Annotated in this window: 13 protein-coding genes; 7 read left to right on the forward strand and 6 right to left on the reverse strand. The window is 68.3% G+C overall.

The window, feature by feature from the left end; all coding sequences use genetic code 11:
• Positions 1–846 (reverse strand): right-handed parallel beta-helix repeat-containing protein (locus Q0R13_RS12850; RefSeq protein ID WP_293904492.1); only part of this gene is annotated, 846 nt, incomplete at its 3' end.
• Between the two features lie 408 nt (positions 847–1,254).
• Between Q0R13_RS12850 and Q0R13_RS12855 the strand changes: the two genes are divergently transcribed.
• Together Q0R13_RS12855 and Q0R13_RS12860 are read left to right on the forward strand one after the other, a co-directional pair.
• Entirely contained in the window at positions 1,255–2,712 is a 1,458-nt protein-coding gene (locus Q0R13_RS12855; protein ID WP_293904493.1) for a flippase, read from the forward strand.
• Complete coding sequence (locus Q0R13_RS12860; RefSeq protein ID WP_293904495.1) at positions 2,709–3,539, forward strand: hypothetical protein; 831 nt, start codon at positions 2,709–2,711, stop codon at positions 3,537–3,539. The genes Q0R13_RS12855 and Q0R13_RS12860 overlap by 4 nt, the downstream gene beginning before the upstream one ends.
• A gap of 80 nt (positions 3,540–3,619) precedes the next feature.
• Here the strand turns inward: Q0R13_RS12860 and Q0R13_RS12865 are convergent, their stop codons facing one another.
• From Q0R13_RS12865 to Q0R13_RS12875, 3 genes are all read right to left on the reverse strand, one after another.
• A complete protein-coding gene (locus Q0R13_RS12865) occupies positions 3,620–4,327 on the reverse strand; it encodes a bifunctional 2-polyprenyl-6-hydroxyphenol methylase/3-demethylubiquinol 3-O-methyltransferase UbiG (RefSeq protein ID WP_293904497.1) in 708 nt (235 codons plus the stop codon).
• Between the two features lie 132 nt (positions 4,328–4,459).
• Entirely contained in the window at positions 4,460–4,993 is a 534-nt protein-coding gene (locus Q0R13_RS12870) for a methylated-DNA--[protein]-cysteine S-methyltransferase (RefSeq protein WP_293904499.1), read from the reverse strand.
• Positions 4,974–6,485: an AlkA N-terminal domain-containing protein gene (locus Q0R13_RS12875; protein ID WP_293904501.1), complete on the reverse strand. Its 1,512-nt coding sequence runs from the start codon at positions 6,483–6,485 to the stop codon at positions 4,974–4,976. Before Q0R13_RS12875 ends, Q0R13_RS12870 begins: the two co-directional genes overlap by 20 nt.
• 325 nt (positions 6,486–6,810) lie before the next feature.
• On the opposite strand from Q0R13_RS12875, the gene Q0R13_RS12880 reads away from it, so the two are divergent.
• From Q0R13_RS12880 to galE, 3 genes are all read left to right on the forward strand, one after another.
• The gene (locus Q0R13_RS12880) at positions 6,811–7,890 is read left to right on the forward strand and encodes a right-handed parallel beta-helix repeat-containing protein (protein ID WP_293904503.1); all 1,080 of its coding nucleotides are present in this window, start codon (positions 6,811–6,813) and stop codon (positions 7,888–7,890) included.
• 90 nt (positions 7,891–7,980) lie between these two features.
• On the forward strand, positions 7,981–8,871 hold the full coding sequence (locus Q0R13_RS12885) for a glycosyltransferase (protein WP_293904505.1): 891 nt from the start codon (positions 7,981–7,983) through the stop codon (positions 8,869–8,871).
• Between the two features lie 89 nt (positions 8,872–8,960).
• Positions 8,961–9,995, forward strand: a complete 1,035-nt coding sequence (galE, locus tag Q0R13_RS12890) for a UDP-glucose 4-epimerase GalE (protein WP_293904506.1) — start codon at positions 8,961–8,963, stop codon at positions 9,993–9,995.
• Here the strand turns inward: galE and Q0R13_RS12895 are convergent.
• Positions 9,992–11,299 carry an MFS transporter gene (locus tag Q0R13_RS12895; protein ID WP_293904508.1) on the reverse strand — a complete coding sequence of 436 codons (1,308 nt, stop codon included), beginning with the start codon at positions 11,297–11,299 and terminating at the stop codon, positions 9,992–9,994. The two genes, galE and Q0R13_RS12895, sit on opposite strands and share 4 nt — an antisense overlap.
• Positions 11,300–11,595: 296 nt before the next feature.
• Here Q0R13_RS12895 and cysD point away from each other — a divergent pair, with 296 nt between their 5' ends.
• Positions 11,596–12,516 (forward strand): sulfate adenylyltransferase subunit CysD, encoded by a 921-nt coding sequence (gene cysD / locus Q0R13_RS12900; protein WP_293904510.1) that lies wholly within the window; start codon positions 11,596–11,598, stop codon positions 12,514–12,516.
• A 14-nt stretch (positions 12,517–12,530) separates the two neighbouring features.
• Positions 12,531–14,432: a sulfate adenylyltransferase subunit CysN gene (gene cysN / locus Q0R13_RS12905; protein WP_293904565.1), complete on the forward strand. Its 1,902-nt coding sequence runs from the start codon at positions 12,531–12,533 to the stop codon at positions 14,430–14,432.
• Positions 14,433–14,495: 63 nt separating this feature from the next.
• On the opposite strand, the gene Q0R13_RS12910 is transcribed toward cysN, so the two are convergent.
• Entirely contained in the window at positions 14,496–15,026 is a 531-nt protein-coding gene (locus Q0R13_RS12910) for a gamma carbonic anhydrase family protein (protein ID WP_293904512.1), read from the reverse strand.
• Positions 15,027–15,299: the final 273 nt, after the last annotated feature.

A 15,299-nucleotide genomic window follows, 5' to 3' on the forward strand; every position in this document is an offset into this window, starting at 1 on the left:
CATGTAGGTCTTGTTGTCGCCGTCGAAGGAGACCAGCTCGTTCTTGCTGATGGTGATGCCGTTGGCGCCCTGGACGCGGATGCCGCTGTAGCCGGTGCCGACGATCAGGTTGTCGGAGATCGTCACCTTCTCGTAGTGCAGGGTGCCGACCTGGTCGCGCAGGAAGATGCCTTGCGTGTACTCGCCGGTGCCCCGGGCGATCACGTTGCCCGAGATATTGATGTCATGCGAGGCGGTGGTGGTGCCGGAGGTCCAGAACTGGATCGCGTCCGGGTGGTCGCCGGCGGTGGGCGTGAAATTGCGGAAGGTGTTGCCGGTGATCGAGATATGACCGACCTCAGCGAAGTCGAAGCCGTCGGAACGCAGGTCGTGGACGTTGTTGCCGGCGATCTTGATGTTGTCGGTCTGGCCGACCGCCATGGCCCGCGCCAGGTCGTGGAACTCGGAGTTGGTGACCGAGATGTTGCTGCTGTCGCGGATCTGCAGGCCCATCACGTCGTTGGCCGCGTTGCCATCCACCGACCCGTGGAAATTCACGTGGTCGAAGCTGATGTCGCTGCTGCCTTTGCTGACCTTGAACGCGAAGTAGCCGGTGTCGGCGGCGATCACGTCCGGATGATCCACGGTCGCCATCTGGACGTTGCTGAACGTCACGCCATGCATGTTCGCCAGGCTGAAATCCGTGATGATCGCCGGCTTCGACGCATCCGCCGAGGTGATCGTGATCCCCGTGCCGTAGGAGAGGTTGCCGACGTTGAGGCCGTTGTAGGTGCCGCCCGCCAGTTTGATCGTGTCGCCCGCGACCGCGGCCTTTAGGGCGCTGGTCAGCGAAGCGGTGCTGCTCACGTTGATAGTTGCCACGCCAAGTTCCTTATTTTTTTGCCCGTGCGCCTCGGTTAGGGACGCCCATCGACAAGGAACTTAGGTTTCAGAGATTAGAGGCCACCTAAGAGAGATGGTTTCACTGCGATTAACCCTAGATACCACCTGGAACGGTCTTGTATTTGCAAACACCACCTCAAAATATCAGGTCTTACTTGGTTGCCTTAGCAATATAGTCGTGTGTCAATTCATGGATACTTTGTCGCAGCCGGTACGTTCGGCGGAGCTCGTTCCGCATGCGTTACGCTTTCAATGTTGTGAAAGAATTTGGCGACATGGTCGGCTTGACTGGCCCGGACGGCATTCTTCGCCCGTAGCCTCCTCACCATTCGAAGTCCGTCGTACAGAGACCGGGCCAACCTGGGTGTCATCTTGAGCGTCAAGCGTCACGCGAGCTACAACCTGATCGGCGCGCTGATCCCGATCGGCCTCTCGCTGCTGACCGTGCCCCTGTACCTGAAGCAGGTGGGGCCCGACCGGTATGGCGTCCTGGCCATCGCCTGGCTGCTGCTGGGCTATTTCGGGCTCTTCGACCTAGGGCTGGGGCGGGCGACCTCGTTCCGGGTCGCGTCCCTGCGCGATGCCTCACGCGAAGCCCGCGCGGCGACGTTCTGGTCGGCGCTGTGCGTCAACGCCGCCATCGGGCTGGTCGGCGGCGTCGTTCTGTGGTTCGCCGCCGGATATTTCTTCGAGCATGTGCTGAAGGTCAGGGAGTCGTTGCGGCCCGAGATCCTCCGGGGGGTTCCCATGCTGGCCGCCTCGGTGCCGATCGCCACGGTGACGGGCGTCCTGACCGGGGCCATGCAGGGCCGGGAGAAGTTCCTCGAGACCAACATCATCTCGGTGCTCTCGACCGCGCTGTTCCAGCTGCTGCCGCTGTCCACGGCCTACATGCTGGGGCCGGACCTGCCGCTGCTGCTGACCGCCGCGGTCGGTGCGCGGGTGTTCGCGATCGTGGTGCTGGCCTTCCGCTGCCACCAGGAACTGCTCAAAGGCGTGCGTCCGAAGTTCCATCCGGAGGAGATCCCGCTCCTGCTCAAGTTCGGCGGCTGGGTGAACCTGACCTCCATCGTCGGGCCGGTGCTGGTCATCGTCGACCGGTTCGCCATCGGCGCCATCCTGGGGGCCGCCCAGCTGGCGGTCTACACCGTGCCCTTCCAGCTCGCCCAGCGGATCGCCATCGTCCCCGGCGCCCTGACCAACGCGCTCTTCCCGCGCATGGCCGCCAGCGACGACGCCACCCGCGACGTGCTGGCCCAGCGGGCCACCCAGACCCTGGCCTGCGTCGTCAGTCCCATGGTGCTGCTGGGCGTGCTGGCGCTGGAGCCCTTCCTGCATGTCTGGGTCGGCGCCGATCTGGCGACCAAGGCGGCGCCGATCGGCCGGGTGCTGTTCGTCGGGTTCTGGGCGAACGCCTTCGCCCTGATCCCCTTCATCTTCCTGCAGTCGTCCGGCCGTCCTGACCTGCCACCCAAGATGCACCTGCTGGAGATCCCCTTCTATCTGGCCGGGCTCTACGGCGGGATGAAGTACTTCGGCCTGCTGGGATGCGCCCTGGCCTATAGCGGCCGCTGCATCGTCGACTACCTCCTGCTCGGCTTCGCGGCCAAGCGGCGCTATCACCACGCGGTGCTGCTGCTGCTCAATTTCGCCATCCTGTGCGTGGCGCTGGTGGTCTGCCAGTTCGCCACCCTGCACGAGCCGGTCTGGTGGCTCATGGCCGCGGGAACCCTGTCGGCCGCGACCGTGCTGAGCTGGATGAATCTGCCGCCGGAGCTCAAACTGCGCGCCCTGGACCAGGTGGGCGGCCGGCTCAGGCGGGCGTCATGACCCGCGCCGCCACCATCACGGAAAGACCCATGCCCGCCGCCGCGACGTCCAGCCCCACGATCGACGTCGCCGCCGCGGTCAACAGCCGCGGCGTGCTCGCCAACTGCCTGCAGCGCTCACCGGACATCGCGTCCGGCGCGCTGACGTTGCGCACCTACGAGGCCTGTCGCTCGGCCAGCCAGGCCTACAACCGCGCGCTGGCAGACACCGCCGCGGATGTCCTCGTCCTGGCCCATCAGGACGTCTACCTGCCCGCCGGGTTCCTCGAGCACGCGCGCGCAGAACTGCGTCGTCTCGACGCCCTGCAGCCCAGCTGGGCGCTTGCCGGCGTGACCGGGCTGGACGCCCAGAAGGTGTTCCACGGCCGCACCTGGTCCTCGGGTCTGGGCCAGCTCCTGGGCGAGCGGCCGGCCGCACCGGTGGCGGTCGAGACGCTGGACGAGATGCTGATCTTCGTGCGTTGCGCGTCCGGGCTTCGCTTCGACGAGGACCTGCCCGGCTTCCACCTCTACGCGGCCGACGCGGTCCAGATCGCCAGGGCGCGTGGCCTGGGCAGCTATGTGATCGACGCACCGGCAATCCACCACAGCCGCGCCGTCGTCGCCCTCGATGGCGGCTACCGCAAGGCCTACCGGTACATGCAGCGCAAGTGGCGCGCCCAGCTGCCGATCCCCAACCTGGTCTGCCCGATCACCCGCTCGCCGTTGACGCTGCTACTGCGCGACCTGCGTATCCGCCGCAAGCATCGCGGCAAGGCACGCCCGACCGAGCCCACCGACGATCCGTCGGCGATCGCCGTGCGCCTGGGCTTCGAGGCGCCGGCCTAAGGGTCCTCACTCAACACCGCTCATCCCGGCGAAGGCCTTGAAACTTCAAAGGTCTGGCGGAGTCTGGATCTCACGCGGACTCAGGCGGCGCCGGGGCGCTGGGCGACGACCATGATCTGGGTGAACAGCAGGTGGCGCAGGCGGCCGCCGGTGATCCGGTCCAGGACCAGCGACCTGGAGCGCAGCGGCGTCACCGGACGGCATTCCAGGACCTCGAACCCCGCGCTGCGGAACAGGTCGGCGTAGGTGTCGGGCGTGAACCACCGCAGGTGGGTGCGGTCCATCACCCCCTTGTCCGCATAGTCGAACCGGCCCCGCAGCAGGCCGCGGATCACCTTCCAGTTGGCGACGTTCGGGGAGCTGGCATAGACTCGGCCGCCCGGCTTCAGGCATCCGGCCAGGCGCTTCAGGGTGGTCCAGGGGTCGGTCAGGTGCTCCAGCACCTCGCTGACGATCAGGGCGTCGAAGGCGCCCTGCAGCGGCGCCAGGTCCAGGGCCTCCACGTCGCCCACCAGCACCTCGCTCAGGTGCTCGGCGGCGGCCGCGCCGGCCACGGGGCTGAGTTCGAGGCCCACGTACCGCCCGGCCTTCCCGGCCTCCAGCACCGCGCGGCCCGTACCGCCGGCCCCGCAGCCCAGCTCCAGGATCGCGGAGTCGGGACCGGTCGGCAGCATCGCGACGATGTCGGCCCGCGCATTGGCGAAATAGCTGACCGGCTTGTCTTCATAGATCGACTGGATCGTGGCGACGCGGGGCTCGGCCGGTTCGGAGGGCTTCGGCTCGATCATCCGGGTTTACTCCAGGGCGGACAGGACAGGCGGCGTCGCGCGGTCGGGTGACCATGCATCAATGGCCTTGCACAAGGATGTAAAGCCAAAGCTACCGGGGAAGCGTTCCCGTCGCATTTATGCCGCCGGCGATCAGGCCGCGGCCTGCTCCCGGAAGCGCGCGCCTTCATGTTCGAGCAGCCAGCGCTTGCGCGACAGGCCGCCGCCGTAGCCCGTCAGCGCGCCGTTGGAGCCGATCACCCGATGGCACGGCACCACCAGGGCGACGGGATTCGAGCCATTCGCGAGCCCGACCGCCCGCACCGCGGTCGGCCGGCCGATCCGCGCGGCGAGCTGCGCGTAGCTCCAGGTCTCGCCGGCCGGGATGGTGCAGAGCGCCGCCCAGACCTGGCGCTGGAAGGCGGTGCCCGCACCCTCCCAGGCGACGGTCTCGAAGGCGTCGATCCGGCCGGCGAAGTAGGCGTCGAACACCGGGCCGAGCGGACCTCGCCCTTCCGACAGCGCCGCCTTGGGATAGCGGCGGCGGATCCACCCCAGCATGGCGGCTTCGTAGTCGGTCCAGTTGAACGCGCGCAGCACGCCGGCCTCGTCGGTGACCACCAGGGCCGTGCCGATGGGCGTTGCGATGCGTTCGAGGGTCAGGGTTTCAGGCGGCGCGGCGGTCATCGGTCTTGGTCCTTTTTGCGGGGGCCGCCTTCGCCGGGGCGAGGCCCGGATCGGCGGCCCAGAGATGTTGCGCGGCATAGGCCCGCCAGGGCCTCCAGGCCGCGCTGCGGGCGAGCAGCTGGTCGGGCGTCGGGCGGACCCCATCGCCATCGGCCATGGCCCGCATCAGGCCGATGTCGGCGCCCGGGAAGGCGTCGGGCTCGCGCAGTTCGCGCAGCGCGATGTACTGCGCCGTCCATTCGCCCACCCCCGGCAGGGCCTTCAGCGCGGCGATGGCGCTCGCCAGGTCGGCGCGGGGGGTGAAGATGGTCGGATCGGCCGCGACCGTGCGGGCCAGCGCCTCCAGCGCCGCCCCGCGGGCCCGCGGCATGCCCAGCGCCGCGATATCCTGGCCGATCAGCCGCGCCGCCGTCGGGAACACGCAGGTCAGGCCCAGCTCGGCAGCGGCGGGATCGTCGATCGGCTCGCCATAGGCCGCCACCAGCTTGGCCGCCAGGCCGCGGGCTGCGCCGACCGTGATCTGCTGGCCCAGTATGGCGCGCACAGCCAGCTCGAACCCGTCCCAAGCCCCGGGCGCGCGCAAGCCGGGCCGGGCCGCGACCAGCGGCGCCAGCGCCGGGTCCTGGCTCAGGTGCGCGCCGATCAGGGTCGGGTCGGCGGAGAGGTCGAACACGCGGCGGATGCGTGCGATCACCGCCGGCAGCGCCTGCAGCTTCGGGAAGTGGATTTCAGCGCAGAGCGCCCCGTCCTTGCGCGGCGTCACGATCACCACCCCGCGCGCGCCGTCGATCTCCAGCGTGCGGGCGTAGCGCCTGGGCTCCACCCGCTCGACGCCGGGGATCGCCCGGTCGGTCAGGAAGCGGACGATGGCCTCCCAGTCGTAGGGCGGCTTGTAGGGCAGCCGCACGGTGATGCCGTCGGCGGCGGGGGTCTCGGCCTTGTGGCTGCGGCGCAGGTCGCCCGGCGGACGGCCGAACAGCTGCTGGAAGGTCTCGTTGAACCGCCGCACGCTGCCGAAGCCGGACGCCAGCGCCACCTCGCCCATCGGCAGGCGGGTCTCCTGGATCAGCTGCTTGGCCAGCAGCACGCGGCGCGTCTGGGCCACCGAGACCGGCGAGGCGCCGAGATGCTGGCGGAACAGCCGGCGCAGCTGCCGCTCGCCGACCCCCAGCCGCGAGGCCAGCGCCTCCACGTCGCCGGCGTCCATCGCCCCGCCCTCGATCAGCGCCAGGGCGCGCGACACGGTATTCGACGTGCCGCGCCAGGCGCCAAGATCCGGCGAGGCTTCCGGCCGGCAGCGCAGGCAGGGCCGGTAGCCCGCCTCCTGGGCCGCCGCCGCCGTCGGATAGAACGTCATGTTCTGCGGCTTGGGCGTGCGCGCCGGGCAGATCGGCCGGCAGTAGATGCCGGTGGTCTTCACGCCGGCGAAGATGCGCCCGTCGAACCGCGGGTCGCGGGTGACGAAGGCGCGGCGGCAGGCTTCGAAATCCATGTCCATGGGCCGGAAGATGGGCGCTCGGCGGCGCCAAGTCTCGCGGTTTTCGGACACTCAAGGCCGAACGTTCGCGGCGGCCTCTGTCGCGCCGCAATCCGGTCGTGACTAGGCTAGGTCAGCATCGTGAGGATCAGGCCCAGGGCGCGAATGACGCCGTACAGCATGACCCCACCAACGATCAACCCGCCCAGAAACCATGGCAGGCCGGCCAGCAACTGCTTACCCATTGTGCGCTTTCCCCCGGGCTCTCAAGACACCCCTTGGGGTTGAACTATAGCCAGCCGCCAGCCCCCGCGCCATGCGCGGCCAGGAGTTCAGGTCCATGAGAAGCCTTTTTGTCCTGCTGGGCGCCATCGCACCGCTGCTGAGCAGCCACTGCAGCGCCGCGGCCAACCGGTCGGCGACGCCCGCGACCTTCGACTCGACCTGGACCGCCGCCGGCTGCGGCTCCACGCTCACCCTGGCCGCCGAGGAATATGGCCCACGCGTGCTGACGCCGAAGGCCTGCGCCGACAACCCCATCACGCTGGAGGCCAAGGGGGCCACCCTGATCAACTGGACGGCCCGCGGGGTATCGGGCCTGACCATCGAGGGGGGAACCTGGAAGAACCGCAACAATGGACCGCGCTGGACCTCGGCGGTGGCGTTCGAGGGCTCGCGCAACGCGGACGGAACGCCGGGCACGGACTGTCGCCGGATCGCGATCCACAACGCCAAGGTGGTGGGGCCGTTCAATGACGCGCCCGGCCAGCCCTATCAACCGGGCGATGGCTACGGTGTGAATTTCCTGCGATGCCAGGATCTGGTGGTGAAGGACAGCGTCTTCACCGGCTTCAGCAACGCCCTGCTGTTCGGCCTCTCGTCGCGGGTGACGGTGGACAATATCGAATGCGGCTTCATGCGCAGCGACTGCATGGACCTGGGCCAGGTGTGGGGCGCGAAAATCAGCCGGGTCTACTGCCACACGACGCTGATCACCGGAAAGGAGCACCCCGACTGCATCCAGGTGTGGTCGCGGTATTTCTATCCCGGCTCCACCACCCCGGCTCCGCCCAGTTCGGATCTCGAGATCCGCAACAACCGCGTCGACGGCAAGATGCAGGGCGTCTTCCTGGGCAACCACGTGCGCACCTATGTCGACGGCCAGGTCCACGACGACGGCGGCTTCGCGCGGGTCCTGATCGAAGATAACCAGATCACCATGAGCGGCGGCAACGCCATCGGCGTGTCCGGCGCGACCGACATCACGGTGCGCAACAATCGGGTCGCCAGCCTGCCCGACGCCCCGTTCATGGCCAACATCAACCTGGCGAAGAACACCGGCGTGGTGCGCTGCGGCAACATCGTGGAAAGCGGCGGCGGCAAGCGGGGGTCCAAGGACCCCGGCTGCGACAAGCGCTAGATGAGCGCGGCCTGCAGCTCGGTCTCGATTTACGAGCTGTGCAGGGTTTATGCCTAAGCCCTCTGTCGAACCGATTGCCGCGAGGGCCGAATGTCATCCGCGACGCCAGACGCCCTGCCGCTCGTCAGCGTCATCGTGCCCCACTACCGTGACCTCGACGGGCTGCGGGTCTGCCTGGCGGCGCTGGACCTCCAGACCTATCCGCGCGCCCGCTTCGAGGTCGTGGTCGCCGACAACAATTCGCCGGAGGGCGAGGCCGCGGTGGCCGCGGTCGTCGCCGGTCGGGCGAAACTGGCGGTGGTGACCGAGCAGGGGGCGGGACCGGCGCGCAACGGCGGGGTCGCCGCCTCCACGGGCCGCCTGCTGGCCTTCACGGACTCCGACTGCATTCCGGAACCCCAGTGGCTGGCCGAAGGTCTGGCCGCACTCGAAAACGTCGACATCGTCGGGGGGGCGATGCAGGTGCTGGTCGCGGACGAAGCCGACATGACCCCCGCGGAGGCGTTCGAACGGGTCTTCGCCTTCGACAATCGCCACTATGTGATCCGCAAGGGCTTCACCGTGACCGCGAACCTGTTCTGCGCGCGGGCGGTCTTCGAGGCCGTCGGCGGCTTTCGCGTCGGCGTGCCCGAGGATCTCGACTGGTGTCACCGCGCGCGCGCCGCCGGCTATCGCATTGGATATGCCCCGGACGCGCGGGTCGGCCATCCCGCCCGGCGGACCTGGACGGAGATCGTTCGCAAATGGTCGCGGCTGAACGAGGAAGCGTTCGGGCTGGCGCGGACCGAGCGGATGGGGCGGGTCAAATGGCTGGTCAAGGCGCTCGCCATGCCGCTTTCAGCCATCGCCCAGACGGCGCGGCCGTTCTCCACGCCAAAGCTGACCGCGGGCCGCGACCGGCTGAGCGCGCTGCGCATGCTCTATCTGATGCGATTTTGGCGCGCGGCCGACTCCCTGCGACTCCTGGCCCGACGCCCCTGAACCCCAGCTCGATCGAAGGCATGTGCACAGATGCATAGCGTTTGGAACCTGGCCGAATGCGGCCGCAACGCGCCGGAGGCCACCGCCCCATGACCCGCGTTGCGTCCGGGGCGTCCGTCCTCGTCACCGGCGGCGCCGGCTATATCGGCGCCCATACCGCCCAGGCGCTCAGCGCGCGCGGCTATCGGCCGGTCGTGTTCGACAACCTGAGTTCCGGCTTTCGCGAGGCGACCCGCTGGGGCGAGCTCGTCGAGGGCGATATCCGCGACCCGGCGGCGCTCAGGCGTGCGATGCAAACCCATGGCGTCGAGGCGGTCATCCACTTCGCCGGCCTGATAGAGGTCGGCCGCTCGGTGGCCAGCCCCGACCTGTTCTGGGAGGTGAACGTCGCCGGCACGACCTCCCTGCTGACCGCGATGCGCGAGCATGGCGTGGCGCGGCTGGTGTTTTCCTCCAGCGCCGCCGTCTATGGCCAGGCCGGTATCGGCCCGCTGGAGACCATCCCGGAAGCTGCCCGCAAGGCGCCGTCCAGCCCCTATGGCGACACCAAGCTGGCCTGCGAATGGATGATCTCGGCCCAGTGCCGCGCCTATGGCCTGTCCGCGGTGGCGCTGCGCTATTTCAATGCCGCCGGCGCCGATCCGTCCGGCATCATCGGCGAGGCGCATGAGCCGGAGACCCACCTGATTCCCCTCGCGATCGCGGCGGGCCTGGGCGACGGCAAGCCGCTGACGATCTTCGGCGACGACTTCGACACGCCCGATGGCACCTGCCTGCGCGACTACATTCATGTGAACGACCTGGCCGCCGCCCACATCGCGGCGCTGGAGGTCGATCTGGCGGCGTGCGCCTTCGAGGCCGTCAACATCGGCACCGGCCAGGGCCGCTCCGTCCGCGAGGTCGTGCAGGCCGTCGCGCGCGCGCTCGGCCGCCCGGTGCCACACGCGACAGGCCCGCGCCGCGCCGGCGATCCGACCAGCCTGGTCGCCGACCCGACCCGGGCGAGGGAGCTCCTGGGATGGGAGCCGGCCTGTTCCTCGCTGGACGAGATCGTGCGCGACGCCCTGCGCTGGGAAGGCCAACCGGCCTATGGCGCCGGCAGCCGGTCAGCCCGGAAAATCTAGCCCAGGGCCGCCGCCAGGCGCTTGTCGCGGCCGATGGAGATCGAGGCGGCCACGTGGGCGGCGATGGTCAGCACGATGAACGGGATCACCGCAGCGTAGCCATAGGCCAGCGCCGCCTCGCCATGCGCCGGCGTCATCCGGTCCGCGACCCAGCCCACATAGACCGGCCCCGCGCCCAGGCCGACCAGGTTCAGCACGAACAGCAGGATCGCCCCGGTGATGGTCCGCCGCGCCGGCGACACCGCGTTCTGGGCGACCGTGAGCGCCGGGGCCAGGTACATGTTGTTCAGGAACAGCGGCCCCGCCAGGCACAGGATCGAGATCTGCCAGGTCGGCGCCCACAGCAGGGCCAGCCAGAACGGAATCGACAGCGCGAACGCCGCGGCCGGCAGCCAGGCGAACCAGCGGCGATCCCTCTGGCCCAGCCGGTCCACGAACCAGCCCGAGCCGAAGGTGCCGATCACGCCGGTCAGCCCCAGGACCAGCGCGTAATAGACCGCCACGTCGCTCTCGCTCATGTGCTTGACGTTCTCGAGGAACTGCGGGTTCCAGACCAGGCCCGCATAGCCCACGAAGGCCGACAGGCCGCTGGAGATCGCGGTCAGCACCAGGGTGCGGTTGGCGAAGAACCCGGCCACGGCGTCGAGCAGCGGCGGGGCCGGCGGGTGCTCGGTGGCGCCGTCGGCATAGGCGTCCAGCCCGCCGCGCCTGGGCTCGCGCACCAGCAGCAGCATCAGGATCGCCAGGACGATGCCCGGCGCGCCCACCACGTAGAACGCCGCCCGCCAGCCGTAGGCCACGGCGATCTTGCCGCCCGCGAAGGCGCCGATCATCGAGCCCAGGGGGACGCCCAGCGAATAGATCGCCAGCCCGGTTCCGCGCTGACTGGCCGGGAAATAGTCGGAGATCAGCGAATAGGACGGCGGCGACCCGCCGGCTTCGCCGAAGCCCACGCCCATCCGGTAAAACAGGATCTGGGTGAAGGTCTGCGCCGTGCCGCAGAGCGCGGTGAACACACTCCAGATCGCACACGCGAACGCGATGATCCATTTGCGGCTCATCCGGTCGGCCATGTAGGCCACGGCGATGCCGCAGGTGGTGTAGAGCACCGCGAAGAAGGTGCCGCCCAGGAGGCCGAACTGGGTCTTGGTCAGGTGCAGTTCGGCGGAGATCTGCTTGCCGAGGATCGAGACGATCTGCCGGTCAAGGAAGTTCATCGTGTAGACCACAGCCAGGAAGCCGACGACGAAATAGCTGTAGCCGGTGGCCGCCTTCGGCGCGGCCGTCACCTGGGTCGTGGTCATCGATCGTCTGCCCCTAACGGCCCGTCCCCGCCGGTGTTCCGGCTCGAAAAACGGGTACGCGCTTCCGCCGCGTCCGCTTGTGACATGCGACCCTGCGACCGCCAAGAGGGTTGGGCCACGTCCATCTCCCCTGTCGTCGCCCCAAGAATTCCTGGGGGCGGCTCGCCTTGTGCGGCCCCCGGGGGGCCGCTAACTCAGCGTTCCAGCCTGGGCCGTCCGCGCCTTTCAGATATCCATAGTAAGGTTCGCTCATGGACACGCGTGTCCTGCCCCGCCCCGTCAAACCGGACGCCGCCTTGTCCCCCCAGACCTTGTCCACGCAGATCCTCACCCACCTGCAGCGGCTGGAAGCCGAGAGCATCCACATCTTCCGCGAGGTGGTGGCCGAGTGCGAGAACCCGGTGATGCTCTATTCCATCGGCAAGGACTCGGCGGTCATGCTGCGGCTGGCCCAGAAGGCGTTCTACCCGTCCAAGCCGCCGTTCCCGATGCTGCACGTCGACACCACCTGGAAGTTCCGGGCCATGTACGAGATGCGCGAGCGGATGGCGCGCGAGAGCGGCATGGAGCTGGTCGTCCACCAGAACCCGGAGGCGAAGGCGCGCGGCATCAACCCCTTCGACCACGGCTCGCTGCACACCGACATGTGGAAGACCGAGGGGCTGAAGCAGGCCATCGACAAATACGGATTCGACGCGGCCTTCGGCGGCGGCCGGCGCGACGAGGAGAAGTCCCGCGCCAAGGAGCGCATCCTGTCGTTCCGCTCGGCCCAGCACCGCTGGGACCCCAAGATGCAGCGCCCGGAGCTCTGGCGGCTCTACAACACGCGCAAGGGGCCCGGAGAGAACTTCCGCGCCTTCCCGATCTCCAACTGGACCGAGCTCGACATCTGGCAATACATCTACCTGGAGGACATCCCGATCGTGCCGCTCTACTTCGCCGCCGAGCGCCCGGTGGTGGAGCGCGACGGAAACCTGATCATGGTCGACGACGAGCGCTTCCGGCTGTTGCCGGGCGAGGTCCCGACGATGAAGTCGATCCGCTTCCGCACCCAGGGTTGCTACCCGCTGACCGGCGCCATCGAGAGCACCGCCGACACCCTGCCGCTGATCATCCAGGAAATGCTGCTGGCCACCACCTCCGAACGCCAGGGGCGGGTCATCGACCACGACCAGGCCGCCTCCATGGAGAAGAAGAAGCAGGAGGGGTATTTCTGATGGCCAAGTTCGAAATGGCCGTCTCGGACCTGATCGCCGAGGACATCGAGGCCTATCTCCACCAGCACCAGCACAAGTCGCTGCTCAGGTTCCTGACCTGCGGCTCGGTGGACGACGGCAAGTCCACCCTGATCGGGCGGCTGCTCTACGACAGCAAGATGATCTTCGAGGACCAGCTCGCCGCCCTCGAAGCGGACAGCAAGCGGGTCGGCACCCAGGGCGGCGACATCGACTTCGCCCTCTTGGTGGACGGGCTCGCCGCCGAGCGCGAGCAAGGCATCACCATCGACGTCGCCTACCGCTTCTTCTCCACCGACAAGCGCAAGTTCATCGTCGCCGACACGCCTGGCCACGAGCAGTACACCCGCAACATGGTCACCGGCGCCTCGACGGCGGACGCGGCGATCATCCTGATCGACGCGCGCAAGGGCGTGCTGACCCAGACGCGGCGCCACAGCTATCTGGTCAGCCTGCTGGGCATCCGCCACGTGGTGCTGGCGATCAACAAGATGGACCTGGTGGGCTGGAGCCAGGACGTCTTCGACACCATCGTGGCCGAGTACCACGACTTCGCCGCCCAGATCGGCATCAAGGATTTCACCGCCATCCCGATGTCGGCGCTGAAGGGCGACAACATCACTGCGCCCAGCGAGAAGGCGCCCTGGTATTCCGGCCCGCCGCTGCTGCGCTGGCTGGAGGACGCCCCGGTCGAGGACGACCTGCAGGGCAAGCCGTTCCGCATGCCGGTCCAGTGGGTCAACCGCCCCGACCTCGACTTCCGCGGCTTTTCCGGCCTGATCGCCTCCGGCGTCATCCGGCCCGGCGACCGGGTCAAGGTGCTGCCGTCCGGCCGCGAGAGCACGGTGGCGCGCATTGTCACCTTCACCGGCGACCTGCCCCAGGCCGTGGCCGGCCAGTCGGTGACCCTCACCCTGGCCGATGAGATCGATGTCTCGCGCGGCGATGTTCTTGCCGTGGCTGGCGCCCCGCCCGAGGTCGCCGACCAGTTCGAGGCCACCATCGTCTGGTTCGACGACGAGCCGCTGCTGCCCGGCCGACCCTATCTGCTGAAGCTGGGGACCCGCACGGTCTCGGCCCAGGTCGCCGAGCCCAAGCACAAGGTCAACGTCAACACCCTGGAGAAGCTGGCCGCCAAGCGGCTGGAGCTGAACGAGATCGGGGTCTGCAACCTCTCGCTGGCCGCCCCCATCGCCTTCGACGCCTATGCGCAGAACAAGGACCTGGGCGGCTTCATCCTGATCGACCGGGTCTCCAACCGCACGGTCGGGGCCGGCATGCTGCACTTCGCGCTGCGCCGCAGCCAGAATATCCACTGGCAGGCGATGGATATCAGCAAGGCCGCCCGCTCGGCCGCCAAGGGCCAGAAGGCGCGCGTGGTCTGGTTCACCGGCCTCTCCGGCTCGGGCAAGTCGACCATCGCCAACCTGGTGGAAAAGCGCCTCGCCGCCGAGGGCCGGCACACCTACCTGCTCGACGGCGACAACGTTCGCCATGGCCTCAACCGCGACCTGGGCTTCACCGACCAGGACCGGGTGGAGAATATCCGCCGCGTGGCCGAGGTATCGAAACTGATGGTCGACGCCGGCCTGATCGTGCTGGTCTCGTTCATCTCGCCGTTCCGCGCCGAACGCGCCATGGCCCGCGAGCTGCTGGGCGAGCGCGAGTTCGTCGAGGTGTTCGTCGACACCCCCCTGGCCGAGGCCGAGCGGCGCGACGTCAAGGGCCTCTACGCCAAGGCCCGCGCCGGCGAACTGAAGAACTTCACCGGCATCGACAGCCCCTACGAGGCGCCGGAAGCCCCGGAAATCCACATCGACACCACGGCGATCGACCCCGAACAGGCCGCCGAACAGATCTTCGCCTGGCTCGACGGCGCCTTCGACCCGGGGATCTGAGGGCGGGGCCGCGCCGCCCCTCCGCCCCGGTTCGTCACCCCCGCTCTTCCGGGCAGGGATGACTCAAGAGACCTGCGTCAGCTCCCGCCGGTACCGCTTCCAGTTCTCCACATAGTGCGCCGAGCCCAGGGCCATCCGGGCCGCCTGTTCCAGGCTCAGTTCGCGCACCACCTTGCCCGGCGCGCCCATGACCAGGGAATTGTCCGGGATCTCCTTGCCCTCGGAGATCAGGCTGCCGGCCCCGATCAGGCAGTTCTTCCCGATCTTCGCCCCGTTCAGCACGATCGAGCCGATCCCCACCAGGCTGTTGTCGCCGATCGTGCAGCCGTGCAGCATCACCATGTGCCCCACCGTGACATTGGCTCCGATGATCAGCGGCGAGCCGGTGTCGGTGTGGCAGACGCTGCCGTCCTGGATGTTCGACCCCTCGCCGATCACGATCGGGTCGTTGTCGCCGCGAAGTGTCGCACCCCACCAGACCGAGGCGTTCTTCTTCAGAATCACCCGCCCCATAACCGCTGCGGTCGGCGCAATCCAGTATTCGTCATCGTTCGGTAATTCAGGTGTCACATTACCTAAGTTGTAGACGGACAATTTCCCACCTCATTGCTTATGTCGATCCGGCCTTTAACGAGTCGTAAAGGTCGCTAGGCTCATTCTAGTCGGGCGATTCGAGAGGGCGATAGCCTTCTGGAAAGCCGCCACGGAGGCGCCGCCTCCGTGTCTTCGCGCTGGACGGGGTGGATGGCGCCAAGTCTGTTGTTCCCACGGGCGATTTCGCCCGAACCCGCAACAAAAGAGCCCCGGGCTCCTATTGTCTTGGGGCGTTCCGCACGCCGCCGCATCGTTCTCTCCCGCATTGTTAAG

Source organism: Phenylobacterium sp., assembly GCF_025351295.1.
Lineage (GTDB): Bacteria > Pseudomonadota > Alphaproteobacteria > Caulobacterales > Caulobacteraceae > Phenylobacterium.

Coding starts and splice junctions, on each gene's coding strand:
- Q0R13_RS12880 (WP_293904503.1), top strand. CDS start 6,811: ATGAGAAGCCTTTTTGTCCTGCTGGGCGCCATCGCACCGCTGCTGAGC.
- galE (WP_293904506.1), top strand. CDS start 8,961: ATGACCCGCGTTGCGTCCGGGGCGTCCGTCCTCGTCACCGGCGGCGCC.
- Q0R13_RS12860 (WP_293904495.1), top strand. CDS start 2,709: ATGACCCGCGCCGCCACCATCACGGAAAGACCCATGCCCGCCGCCGCG.
- Q0R13_RS12885 (WP_293904505.1), top strand. CDS start 7,981: ATGTCATCCGCGACGCCAGACGCCCTGCCGCTCGTCAGCGTCATCGTG.
- Q0R13_RS12875 (WP_293904501.1), bottom strand. CDS start 6,485: ATGGATTTCGAAGCCTGCCGCCGCGCCTTCGTCACCCGCGACCCGCGG.
- Q0R13_RS12895 (WP_293904508.1), bottom strand. CDS start 11,299: ATGACCACGACCCAGGTGACGGCCGCGCCGAAGGCGGCCACCGGCTAC.
- Q0R13_RS12870 (WP_293904499.1), bottom strand. CDS start 4,993: ATGACCGCCGCGCCGCCTGAAACCCTGACCCTCGAACGCATCGCAACG.
- cysN (WP_293904565.1), top strand. CDS start 12,531: ATGGCCGTCTCGGACCTGATCGCCGAGGACATCGAGGCCTATCTCCAC.
- Q0R13_RS12865 (WP_293904497.1), bottom strand. CDS start 4,327: ATGATCGAGCCGAAGCCCTCCGAACCGGCCGAGCCCCGCGTCGCCACG.